At 52.1% G+C, this 11,715-nt stretch carries 9 protein-coding genes and 1 pseudogene; 5 read left to right on the forward strand and 5 right to left on the reverse strand.

Annotated elements, in window-relative coordinates; genetic code table 11:
* Positions 1-107: 107 nt before the first annotated feature.
* Together mgtA and mgtL are read right to left on the reverse strand one after the other, a co-directional pair.
* A complete protein-coding gene (gene mgtA, locus ACJHX7_RS15920) occupies positions 108-2,804 on the reverse strand; it encodes a magnesium-translocating P-type ATPase (RefSeq protein ID WP_000471847.1) in 2,697 nt (898 codons plus the stop codon).
* A gap of 140 nt (positions 2,805-2,944) precedes the next feature.
* Complete coding sequence (mgtL, locus tag ACJHX7_RS15925; RefSeq protein WP_001387276.1) at positions 2,945-2,998, reverse strand: mgtA regulatory leader peptide MgtL; 54 nt, start codon at positions 2,996-2,998, stop codon at positions 2,945-2,947.
* A gap of 181 nt (positions 2,999-3,179) precedes the next feature.
* On the opposite strand from mgtL, the pseudogene treR reads away from it, so the two are divergent.
* From treR to nrdG, 5 genes and pseudogenes are all read left to right on the forward strand, one after another.
* Positions 3,180-4,130: pseudogene (treR, locus tag ACJHX7_RS15930) on the forward strand (trehalose operon repressor TreR); the annotation flags it as partial.
* Positions 4,131-4,248: 118 nt separating this feature from the next.
* On the forward strand, positions 4,249-5,670 hold the full coding sequence (gene treB / locus ACJHX7_RS15935) for a PTS trehalose transporter subunit IIBC (protein ID WP_089582898.1): 1,422 nt from the start codon (positions 4,249-4,251) through the stop codon (positions 5,668-5,670).
* Between the two features lie 49 nt (positions 5,671-5,719).
* On the forward strand, positions 5,720-7,375 hold the full coding sequence (gene treC, locus ACJHX7_RS15940; RefSeq protein ID WP_089582899.1) for an alpha,alpha-phosphotrehalase: 1,656 nt from the start codon (positions 5,720-5,722) through the stop codon (positions 7,373-7,375).
* A 393-nt stretch (positions 7,376-7,768) separates the two neighbouring features.
* Positions 7,769-9,907, forward strand: a complete 2,139-nt coding sequence (gene nrdD, locus ACJHX7_RS15945) for an anaerobic ribonucleoside-triphosphate reductase (RefSeq protein WP_000187799.1) — start codon at positions 7,769-7,771, stop codon at positions 9,905-9,907.
* Between the two features lie 179 nt (positions 9,908-10,086).
* Entirely contained in the window at positions 10,087-10,551 is a 465-nt protein-coding gene (gene nrdG, locus ACJHX7_RS15950; RefSeq protein ID WP_032172223.1) for an anaerobic ribonucleoside-triphosphate reductase-activating protein, read from the forward strand.
* Here nrdG and ACJHX7_RS15955 read toward each other — a convergent pair whose 3' ends face one another.
* The 3 genes from ACJHX7_RS15955 to cybC form a co-directional block, all read right to left on the reverse strand.
* On the reverse strand, positions 10,552-10,842 hold the full coding sequence (locus ACJHX7_RS15955) for a type II toxin-antitoxin system RelE family toxin (protein WP_001105432.1): 291 nt from the start codon (positions 10,840-10,842) through the stop codon (positions 10,552-10,554).
* Complete coding sequence (locus ACJHX7_RS15960; RefSeq protein ID WP_032172221.1) at positions 10,832-11,074, reverse strand: type II toxin-antitoxin system RelB/DinJ family antitoxin; 243 nt, start codon at positions 11,072-11,074, stop codon at positions 10,832-10,834. The genes ACJHX7_RS15955 and ACJHX7_RS15960 overlap by 11 nt, the downstream gene beginning before the upstream one ends.
* 191 nt (positions 11,075-11,265) lie before the next feature.
* On the reverse strand, positions 11,266-11,652 hold the full coding sequence (cybC, locus tag ACJHX7_RS15965) for a cytochrome b562 (protein WP_021576676.1): 387 nt from the start codon (positions 11,650-11,652) through the stop codon (positions 11,266-11,268).
* Positions 11,653-11,715: the final 63 nt, after the last annotated feature.

Here is an 11,715-nt window from a genome sequence, read left to right on the forward strand (position 1 = left end):
AATTTATTGAATTTATTGGCCGGATAAGGCATTTACGCCGCATCCGGCATGAACAAAACTCACTTTGTCTGCAATCTGAATCCGGGTCACCATGTCCAGTTGATTCTTTATTGCCAGCCGTAACGACGGCTATAGAACCCTTTCACCAACTGGGTTAACGTCATATACCCTGCCAGAATCGCAACCAGCCACGGGAAATAGCTTAACGGCAGCGCCTGCAGCTGTAGATAACTGGCCAGCGGTGAAAACGGCAATGCGATCCCGACAATCATCACGATCACGGTCATGATCATTAACGGCCACGATGCACAGCTCTGAATAAACGGTACACGACGGGTGCGGATCATATGCACAATCAGCGTTTGCGACAGTAATCCCACCACAAACCAGCCCGACTGGAACAGCGTTTGCGTTTCCGGCGTGTTGGCATGGAATACCCACCACATCAGGCAAAACGTCAGAATATCGAAGATCGAGCTGATCGGTCCGAAGAAGATCATAAAGCGCCCCAGATCCGCCGGATTCCAACGCTGCGGCTTTTGAATTTGCTCGTCGTCGACGTTATCAAACGGGATCGCCACCTGTGACACATCGTACAGCAGGTTCTGAATAAGCAAGTGTAACGGCAACATCGGCAGGAAGGGCAAGAAAGCACTCGCCACCAGCACGCTGAACACATTACCGAAGTTAGAGCTCGCCGTCATTTTGATGTATTTCAGCATGTTGGCGAAAGTGCGACGTCCCTCAATAACCCCCTCTTCCAGCACCATCAGGCTTTTTTCCAGCAGGATGATATCAGCCGCTTCACGGGCAATATCTACCGCGCCATCCACAGAAATGCCGATATCCGCAGCGCGTAAGGCGGGCGCATCATTAATACCATCGCCCATAAAGCCAACCACATGCCCTTCGCGCTTCAGCAACGTTACGATGCGTTCTTTATGCATCGGCGTCAGACGAGCAAACAGCGTGGTGCGCTGTGCGAGATTTGCCAGTTCGTCGTCAGATAGCGTTTCAATATCACTACCAATGACCACCTCTCCCGCGTCCAGCCCCACTTCATGGCACACTTTCGCTGCAACTAACTCACTGTCGCCAGTAAGGATTTTTACGGTAATTCCACTCGCTTTTAATGCCTTCAGTGCCGGAGCTGTTGTCTCTTTTGGCGGATCAAGGAAAGCAATATATCCTTCGAGGATCAGGTCGGATTCATCCGCCCGCTGGTAATCTCCTTCACGCGCTGGCAGGTATTTCGTCGCCACCGCAACCACGCGCAGCCCCTGACGATTCAGCGTATCAGTAACCCGCTTAATCTTACGCAGCATAATGTCATCGAGCGGCACAATCTCGCCATTGTGACGCACCTGCGAACACACATTGAGGATTTCCTGCAATGCGCCTTTGCAAACCAGCTGATGGTGTTCGGTATTTTCTGCCACAACCACCGACATCCGACGACGCTCGAAATCAAACGGAATCTCATCAATTTTTTGCCAACGGCTGGCCAGCGAGCGCGCTGACTCTTCATCCGTACCTTCGAGCACCGCGGTATCAAGCAGGTTTTTAAGCCCGGTCTGGTAATGACTGTTCAACCACGCGCTATGCAGCACGCGTTCGCTGGTTTTACCGGAGATATCGGTATGATTCTCCAGCACAATTTTGTCCTGCGTCAGGGTGCCGGTTTTATCAGTGCACAGAATATCCATTGCGCCAAAGTTCTGAATGGCATCCAGATGCTTGACGATCACTTTCTGTTTCGACAGCTTTACTGCGCCGCGCGCCAGCGTCGAGGTAACAATCATCGGCAACATTTCTGGCGTTAAGCCTACCGCGACCGAAAGCGCAAACAGTGCCGCTTCCCACCAGTCGCCTTTGGTGTAACCGTTGATAAGCAACACCACCGGAGCCATCACCAGCATAAAGCGAATCAGCAGCATACTGACGCGGCTGATCCCTTGCTGAAAGGCATTCGGCTCGCTTTCCTGCTCACTAACACGCCCCGCCAGTTGACCAAACCAGGTATTGGCACCTGTGGCAATCACCATTGCTTGTGCCGTGCCGCTCACCACGGTGGTGCCCATAAAACACAGGGTGTCGCACTCCAGCGGATTGCTGTGCTCCGGCTGGCGAGTGGTAGCGGCTTTTTCTACGGGCAGAGACTCACCGGTTAGCGACGCCTGAGCGACGAACAGATCCCGCGCCTGCAAGATACGTAAATCTGCCGGGATCATATCCCCTGCCGCCAGTTTTATAATATCGCCGGGCACCAGCTGGTCGATCGGGATCTCCAGCCAGCCATTTTCGCCTTTGTCGTTAATTACGCGCAGCACCGTCGCAGTATTGCTGACCATCGCTTTCAGGGCATCTGCCGCTTTAGTGGAACGTGCTTCCTGAATAAAGTTCAGCAACGTAGAAATAGCGACCATTAGCGCGATAACGCCCGCGGCAAATAAATCTTCCGTGGCGTAAGAAATAGCGCCGAGAATGGTGAGTAAAATATTAAAGGGGTTGCGATAGCAGACCCATAAATGAACCCACCACGGCGACGGTTGTTGTGCGGGTAATTTATTTTCACCATGTTGTTCGCGGGCAGATTCCACTTCCGCCTGATTTAATCCTTCCGGATGGGTGTCGAACGTTTTCCACAATTCTTCTTCGGGCATCACCGCCATTTTCAGGCAATGCGCACTTAAGGACGGCGGGACCGCCGTATTCACTGTCTGCTGCGCGCCAGGCAATGGATCGCGATGAACCAGACGGGAAGGTAAATGGCGAATGAACCGGGTAAAAATTTCTTTAAACATAAGGAGTCCCTCCGCACTGTCTGAAACAGTACAGAAATGTCTTCAGGCGTGGCGAAGCCTTACCTGAAGGTAATAAAGCTGAGCAGGGACGTTAAAACGTCACGGCCTTACGCATCCGGTAACGCCGTGAAAAGACGGGCTTACCGGAAAAGTTTTAATCTCCGTCGAGGGAGAGGCGTGGGATCAGGTTCCATATAACCTCCGGTAAGTGAAAAAAGCGCCGCAAATAATAAGGAGAATCCAATAATATTCGTAGCATCTATGGCGATATAATACCTGCTGGCAACTAAACCAACGATAAACCAGACTTTACCCATTGCTGAATGCACGGGTAAAGTTAGGCTCAAATAATTAAACAACACGTTACGGGACAACAGGATGCAAAATCGGCTGACCATCAAAGACATCGCGCGCTTAAGCGGCGTGGGGAAATCTACGGTTTCCCGGGTGCTGAATAACGAAAGCGGCGTGAGCCAGCGCACGCGCGAGCGTGTTGAAGCAGTGATGAATCAGCATGGATTTTCCCCTTCCCGCTCTGCGCGCGCTATGCGTGGGCAAAGCGATAAAGTGGTCGCCATCATTGTTACCCGTCTGGATTCGTTGTCAGAAAATCTCGCCGTTCAAACCATGCTGCCAGCGTTCTATGAACAAGGTTACGATCCAATCATGATGGAAAGTCAGTTTTCCCCACAATTAGTTGCCGAACATTTGGGGGTCCTGAAACGGCGTAATATCGACGGCGTAGTGCTGTTCGGTTTTACCGGCATAACAGAAGAAATGTTAGCCCACTGGCAGTCATCGCTGGTTCTGCTGGCGCGTGACGCAAAAGGCTTTGCTTCGGTCTGTTATGACGACGAAGGGGCAATCAAGATCCTGATGCAACGGCTGTATGACCAGGGGCATCGTAATATCAGTTATCTCGGCGTGCCGCATAGTGACGTGACGACCGGTAAGCGACGTCACGAAGCCTACCTGGCGTTCTGCAAAGCGCATAAATTGCATCCTGTTGCCGCTCTGCCAGGGCTTGCTATGAAGCAAGGCTATGAGAACGTAGCAAAAGTGATTACGCCTGAAACTACCGCGTTACTGTGCGCAACCGACACGCTGGCACTTGGCGCAAGTAAATACCTGCAAGAGCAACGCATCGACACCTTGCAACTGGCGAGCGTCGGTAATACACCGTTAATGAAATTCCTCCATCCGGAGATCGTCACCGTAGATCCCGGTTACGCCGAAGCTGGACGCCAGGCGGCCTGCCAGTTGATCGCGCAGGTCACCGGGCGCAGCGAACCGCAACAAATCATCATCCCCGCCACCCTGTCCTGATCGTTTCCTGAACGATAAATTGTGATCTTCGCTGCGTTTCGGGAACGTTCCCGTTTTTAAATTTTTCCGCGCAATATATTCTGCAGCCAACCAAAAATGTCATCTGCCATGGGGCTTTATGATGAGCAAAATAAACCAAACGGATATCGATCGGTTGATTGAACTGGTCGGCGGGCGCGGCAATATTGCGACGGTGAGCCACTGTATTACTCGTCTGCGCTTTGTCCTCAACCAACCGGCCAATGCCAGACCGAAAGAAATTGAGCAACTCCCCATGGTGAAAGGCTGTTTCACCAATGCCGGGCAATTTCAGGTGGTGATTGGCACCAACGTGGGTGATTACTATCAAGCACTGATAGCGTCAACCGGACAGGCGCAGGTTGATAAAGAGCAGGTAAAAAAAGCCGCCCGGCAGAATATGAAATGGCATGAGCAGTTGATCTCTCATTTCGCGGAGATTTTCTTCCCGTTGCTGCCCGCGTTGATTAGCGGCGGTTTGATCCTCGGTTTTCGCAATGTGATCGGCGATTTGCCCATGAGCAACGGTCAAACGCTGGCGCAAATGTACCCTTCCCTGCAAACGATCTACGATTTTCTGTGGTTGATCGGTGAAGCGATCTTCTTCTACCTACCGGTCGGGATTTGCTGGTCAGCGGTGAAAAAAATGGGCGGCACGCCGATCCTTGGTATCGTGCTTGGCGTGACACTGGTTTCTCCACAGCTGATGAACGCTTATCTGCTCGGGCAGCAGCTGCCGGAAGTATGGGACTTTGGCATGTTCAGCATCGCCAAAGTGGGCTATCAGGCGCAGGTGATCCCGGCACTGTTAGCCGGGCTGGCGCTGGGCGTTATTGAAACTCGCCTTAAACGCATCGTGCCGGATTACCTCTATCTGGTGGTGGTGCCCGTCTGTTCGCTGATCCTCGCGGTGTTCCTCGCCCATGCGCTGATTGGTCCGTTTGGTCGCATGATTGGCGATGGCGTTGCCTTTGCGGTACGTCACCTGATGACCGGCAGCTTTGCTCCGATTGGCGCGGCATTGTTTGGCTTCCTGTACGCCCCACTGGTGATCACCGGCGTACACCAGACCACGCTTGCTATTGATTTGCAGATGATTCAAAGCATGGGTGGCACGCCAGTGTGGCCGCTGATTGCGCTGTCGAATATCGCTCAGGGCTCCGCCGTGATAGGTATTATCATTTCCAGCCGCAAGCACAATGAACGCGAGATCTCCGTGCCTGCCGCTATCTCCGCCTGGCTTGGGGTCACTGAGCCTGCTATGTACGGCATCAACCTAAAATATCGCTTCCCGATGCTGTGCGCGATGATTGGTTCTGGTCTGGCAGGATTGCTATGCGGCCTGAACGGCGTTATGGCGAATGGCATCGGCGTAGGCGGCCTGCCGGGCATCCTCTCCATTCAGCCGAACTACTGGCAGGTGTTTGCGCTGGCAATGGCTATCGCCATCATCATCCCGATTGTACTCACCTCGTTTATCTATCAGCGGAAATACCGCCTGGGCACGCTGGACATTGTTTAATTTTCTTCGGGGCGCAATTTCGCCCCCTCGCATTTGCAGGAATAACGTAATGACTCATCTTCCCCACTGGTGGCAAAACGGCGTTATCTACCAGATTTATCCAAAGAGTTTTCAGGACACCACGGGTAGCGGCACCGGCGATTTACGTGGCGTTATCCAACGCCTGGACTATCTGCATAAACTGGGCGTTGATGCCATCTGGCTAACCCCCTTTTATGTCTCTCCGCAGGTCGATAACGGTTACGATGTAGCGAACTATACGGCGATTGATCCCACCTACGGCACGCTGGACGATTTTGACGAACTGGTGACGCAGGCAAAATCGCGCGGGATTCGTATCATTCTCGATATGGTGTTTAATCATACTTCTACCCAACATGCCTGGTTTCGTGAGGCGCTGAACAAAGAAAGCCCTTACCGCCAGTTTTATATCTGGCGCGATGGAGAACCAGAAACGCCACCGAACAACTGGCGTTCAAAATTCGGTGGTAGTGCGTGGCGCTGGCATGCAGAAAGCGAACAGTACTATTTGCATCTCTTTGCACCAGAACAGGCGGATCTCAACTGGGAGAATCCAGCGGTACGCGCAGAGCTGAAAAAAGTCTGTGAGTTCTGGGCCAATCGTGGGGTCGACGGGTTGCGCCTGGATGTGGTGAATCTGATCTCCAAAGACCCGCGTTACCCTGAAGACCTGGATGGCGACGGGCGTCGCTTCTACACCGACGGGCCACGAGCACACGAATTTTTGCACGAGATGAACCGCGATGTGTTTACGCCACGCGGGTTAATGACCGTAGGTGAAATGTCCTCCACCAGCCTTGAGCATTGCCAGCGATACGCGGCACTGACAGGCAGTGAATTGTCGATGACCTTTAATTTTCATCACCTGAAGGTCGATTATCCCGGTGGTGAGAAATGGACGCTGGCTAAACCTGACTTTGTGGCGTTGAAAACATTGTTCCGCCACTGGCAACAAGGAATGCACAACGTGGCATGGAATGCCTTGTTCTGGTGTAACCACGATCAGCCGCGCATTGTTTCTCGCTTTGGTGATGAAGGTGAATACCGCGTGCCTGCGGCAAAAATGCTGGCGATGGTGCTGCATGGCATGCAGGGAACGCCGTATATCTACCAGGGCGAAGAGATTGGCATGACCAACCCACATTTCACGCGCATTACTGACTATCGCGACGTGGAGAGCCTCAATATGTTTGCCGAGCTGCGCAACGATGGTCGTGATGCCGACGAGTTATTGGCAATCCTCGCCAGTAAATCCCGTGACAACAGTCGCACACCCATGCAATGGACCAACGGCGATAATGCCGGGTTTACGGCTGGCGAACCGTGGATTGGCCTGGGCGATAACTATCAGGAAATCAACGTAGAAGCAGCGCTGGCCGATGAGTCCTCGGTGTTTTACACCTACCAAAAGTTAATCGCACTGCGTAAGCATGAAGCCGTCCTGACATGGGGCGATTACCAGGATCTGCTGCCAAACAGCCCTGTATTGTGGTGCTATCGCCGTGAGTGGAAGGGGCAAACCTTGCTGGTCATTGCCAACCTTAGCCGTGAGACCCAACCCTGGCAGCCAGGGAAAATGCGCGGCAACTGGCAGCTTGTGATGCATAACTACGAAGAAGCCTCACCACAACCCTGTGCCATGACTTTACGGCCTTTTGAGGCTGTCTGGTGGTTACAGAAGTAAATCTTCGCTAAGCCCCGGTAATGCCTGTCATTCCGGGGTTTTGCCTGTCAGCATGTTGTTTTTGTTGATTTTATAATCAAAAAATTCATTAAAAAATTTACATATCGCTGTAGCGCCCGTCATCCGTACGCTCTGCTTTTTACTTTGAGCTACATCAAAAAAAGTTCAAACATCCTTGATGCAAAGCACTATATATAGACTTTAAAATGCGTCCCAACCCAATATGTTGTATTAATCGACTATAATTGCTACTACAGCTCCCCACGAAAAAGGTGCGGCGTTGTGGATAAGCGGATGGCGATTGCGGAAAGCACCGGAAAACGAAACGAAAAAACCGGAAAACGCCTTTCCCAATTTCTGTGGATAACCTGTTCTTAAAAATATGGAGCGATCATGACACCGCATGTGATGAAACGAGACGGCTGCAAAGTGCCGTTTAAATCAGAGCGCATCAAAGAAGCGATTCTGCGTGCAGCTAAAGCAGCGGAAGTCGATGATGCCGATTATTGCGCCACTGTTGCTGCGGTTGTCAGCGAGCAGATGCAGGGCCGCAACCAGGTGGATATCAATGAGATCCAGACCGCAGTTGAAAACCAGCTGATGTCGGGGCCATACAAACAGCTGGCTCGTGCTTACATCGAGTACCGTCACGATCGCGACATTGAACGTGAAAAACGCGGTCGCCTGAACCAGGAGATCCGTGGTCTGGTCGAGCAGACCAACTCCTCGTTGCTCAACGAAAACGCCAACAAAGACAGCAAGGTGATTCCAACCCAGCGCGACCTGCTGGCCGGGATCGTGGCTAAACACTATGCACGCCAGCACCTGCTGCCGCGTGACGTGGTGCAGGCACATGAGCGTGGCGATATTCACTATCACGATCTCGATTACTCACCGTTCTTCCCGATGTTCAACTGCATGTTGATCGACCTGAAAGGCATGCTGACCCAGGGCTTTAAAATGGGGAACGCCGAGATTGAACCGCCGAAGTCGATCTCTACGGCAACCGCTGTAACTGCGCAGATTATTGCTCAGGTCGCCAGCCATATTTATGGCGGCACCACCATTAACCGTATCGATGAAGTGCTGGCACCGTTTGTCACCGCCAGCTACAACAAACATCGCAAGACCGCAGAAGAGTGGAACATCCCGGACGCCGAAGGCTACGCTAACTCTCGTACCATCAAAGAGTGCTACGATGCCTTCCAGTCGCTGGAGTACGAAGTAAACACCCTCCACACCGCCAACGGTCAAACACCGTTTGTGACCTTTGGTTTTGGTCTGGGCACCAGCTGGGAATCGCGCCTGATTCAGGAATCTATCCTGCGTAACCGTATCGCAGGCCTTGGTAAAAACCGTAAAACGGCGGTGTTCCCGAAACTGGTGTTTGCGATTCGCGATGGCCTGAACCATAAAAAAGGCGATCCGAACTACGACATCAAACAGCTGGCGCTGGAGTGCGCAAGCAAGCGCATGTATCCGGATATCCTGAACTACGATCAGGTAGTGAAAGTCACCGGTTCGTTTAAAACCCCGATGGGCTGCCGCAGCTTCCTCGGCGTGTGGGAAAATGAAAACGGCGAGCAGATCCACGATGGTCGTAACAACCTCGGCGTGATCAGCCTGAACCTGCCGCGTATTGCGCTGGAAGCAAAAGGCGATGAAGCCACCTTCTGGAAGCTGCTGGATGAACGTCTGGTGCTGGCACGTAAGGCACTGATGACCCGTATCGCTCGTCTCGAAGGCGTGAAAGCGCGCGTAGCCCCGATCCTCTATATGGAAGGCGCTTGTGGCGTGCGTCTGAATGCTGACGACGACGTTTCTGAAATCTTCAAAAACGGTCGTGCGTCTATTTCGCTGGGTTACATCGGCATCCACGAAACCATTAACGCGCTGTTCGGCGGCGAGCATGTTTACGACAACGAGCAGCTGCGCGCGAAAGGTATTGCGATTGTTGAGCGTCTGCGTCAGGCGGTGGATCAGTGGAAAGAAGAAACGGGCTACGGTTTCAGCCTCTACAGTACGCCGAGTGAGAACCTGTGCGACCGCTTCTGCCGTCTCGATACCGCTGAGTTTGGCGTGGTGCCGGGCGTGACCGATAAAGGTTACTACACCAACAGTTTCCACCTCGATGTGGAGAAGAAGGTGAACCCGTACGACAAGATCGACTTTGAAGCGCCTTACCCGCCACTGGCGAACGGTGGCTTCATTTGCTATGGCGAGTATCCAAACATTCAGCACAACCTGAAGGCGCTGGAAGATGTCTGGGATTACAGCTATCAGCATGTACCGTATTACGGCACCAACACACCGATCGATGAATGCTACGAGTGTGGCTTTACCGGCGAGTTTGAGTGCACCAGCAAAGGCTTCACTTGTCCGAAATGTGGTAACCATGACACCTCCCGTGTGTCGGTGACTCGCCGCGTGTGCGGATATTTAGGTAGCCCGGATGCGCGTCCGTTTAACGCTGGTAAGCAGGAAGAAGTTAAGCGCCGCGTTAAACATTTGGGGAATGGGCAGATAGGTTAATCCTTCCCCCTCACCCTAACCCTCTCCCTCAAGGGAGAGGGTACCGTTCCGTGCCCCTTCCTGATTCCCGACATAATGAATTGCCTCTGGCCAGTTGGTGTCGTCGCAAGGTGGCCGTAGCATCGGGGGACTTCGCCCGTACGCACCAGAGCAGTCATGGCGTCAATTGAGAAGCGAAAATGAACTTTCATCAGTACTATCCTGTCGACATCGTCAACGGCCCCGGCACTCGCTGCACCCTGTTTGTCTCCGGGTGTGTTCATGAATGCCCCGGTTGCTATAACAAAAGCACATGGCGGGTAAATTCCGGTCAGCCATTTACCAAAGCAATGGAAGACCAGATCATTAACGATCTGAATGACACTCGCATCAAACGCCAGGGTATTTCCCTCTCCGGCGGCGATCCGCTGCATCCGCAAAACGTGCCGGATATTCTGAAACTGGTACAACGCATCCGCGCCGAGTGTCCGGGTAAAGACATCTGGGTGTGGACAGGCTATAAACTCGACGAACTCAACGCTACGCAAATGCAGGTTGTTGATTTGATTAACGTGCTGGTCGACGGCAAATTTGTGCAGGATTTAAAAGACCCTTCCCTGATCTGGCGCGGCAGCAGCAATCAGGTGGTGCATCATTTACGTTAGTCACTCATCCAGCCGTTTTGTCGCGTCTTCATAAACGGCTGAGTTCTCTCTCTTACCAATAGCTATCACCAACACGAGTAACTCTTTATCATTGACGGAATAGACCAGGCGATATCCCAGTGTGCGCAGCTTAATTTTGTAGCAGTCCGGTAAATCCCGCAGTTTAGCCGATGGATTGCGCGGCCTTTTCAGCACATCCTCAAGCTTTTTTTTAAATTGTTCCCGGACTGTCACGCCCAGTTTTTGCCACTCTTTCAGCGCCCGCGGATCAAACGCCAGCTCATAGTTCATCCAGTCGGACCTTAATGGCCTCTTGTGGGTTGGAAAGTCGTTCCCTGACAGTGCGTAACAAGGCTTCTTCACTATCACTGACAGTGAGCGTTTTTACCGGCATTCGTCCATTTTCCGCAACGTACTGAAACAGCAGCCGCACTGCTTCAGTAGGCGTAATATTTAATTTTTCCAGCACCGCATAAGCCTCATTTTTCAGTTTGTCATCCAGGCGGACGTTAAGTGTGGCCATTATGCCTCCGGTAATTATGAAAAGTGTAATGCATTATAGCATTACATATGCATTACATTCATTTCTGGAAAACGCCTCGCAAAAATGAGGACGACACGCAGGAATATGCCGTGGTGAAGATAGATATTGCGGTGATTTTACGAAGGGAGAAGAAAGCGTTGGGCGGTAACGTTTCACCGCCCAATAAAGAATTAACGATACTTCTGGTGATAGACGTTGCGGGTCGTTTTCAGTTGCTCTGCGGCAGCCTGCGCTTCTTTTACTTTACCTTCATTTGCCAGCTTCAGCGCGTCGTCAATCTGACCGACCAGAATATCGAAACCGTGGCGGAAGTCTTTCATTTCCGGGCTGTCCGGTGATTTGCCTTCAAGCTTCGGCGGCGTCGCTTTTTGCGCATCCAGCGCCGCAGCGCGCATTTTAGTTAACGCGTCTTTGACTTGCACCGCGTTATCGGCTTTTTCGACCACTTTTAAATTGTCGTTGAGGGTTTCCATATTGTCTTCCAGATCAGCGGCAAACGACGCCGAACTGAATACCAATGAGGAGACTGCAAGAATAGCTAACAGGCTTTTACGCATTGCTCACTTCCTTTTTTATTTACACTTCATCCTTCACACTGCCTCATCGACGGCTACGCTCAT

The sequence above is a fragment of the Escherichia sp. WS1451 genome (genome assembly GCF_046487365.1).
In the GTDB taxonomy this organism is placed as follows: domain Bacteria; phylum Pseudomonadota; class Gammaproteobacteria; order Enterobacterales; family Enterobacteriaceae; genus Escherichia; species Escherichia coli.

Bases quoted from the DNA above. Each gene is read 5' to 3' on its own strand.
- cybC (WP_021576676.1), bottom strand. From the start codon at position 11,652: ATGCGTAAAAGCCTGTTAGCTATTCTTGCAGTCTCCTCATTGGTATTC.
- mgtA (WP_000471847.1), bottom strand. From the start codon at position 2,804: ATGTTTAAAGAAATTTTTACCCGGTTCATTCGCCATTTACCTTCCCGT.
- treC (WP_089582899.1), top strand. From the start codon at position 5,720: ATGACTCATCTTCCCCACTGGTGGCAAAACGGCGTTATCTACCAGATT.
- nrdG (WP_032172223.1), top strand. From the start codon at position 10,087: ATGAACTTTCATCAGTACTATCCTGTCGACATCGTCAACGGCCCCGGC.
- ACJHX7_RS15960 (WP_032172221.1), bottom strand. From the start codon at position 11,074: ATGGCCACACTTAACGTCCGCCTGGATGACAAACTGAAAAATGAGGCT.
- nrdD (WP_000187799.1), top strand. From the start codon at position 7,769: ATGACACCGCATGTGATGAAACGAGACGGCTGCAAAGTGCCGTTTAAA.
- ACJHX7_RS15955 (WP_001105432.1), bottom strand. From the start codon at position 10,842: ATGAACTATGAGCTGGCGTTTGATCCGCGGGCGCTGAAAGAGTGGCAA.
- treB (WP_089582898.1), top strand. From the start codon at position 4,249: ATGATGAGCAAAATAAACCAAACGGATATCGATCGGTTGATTGAACTG.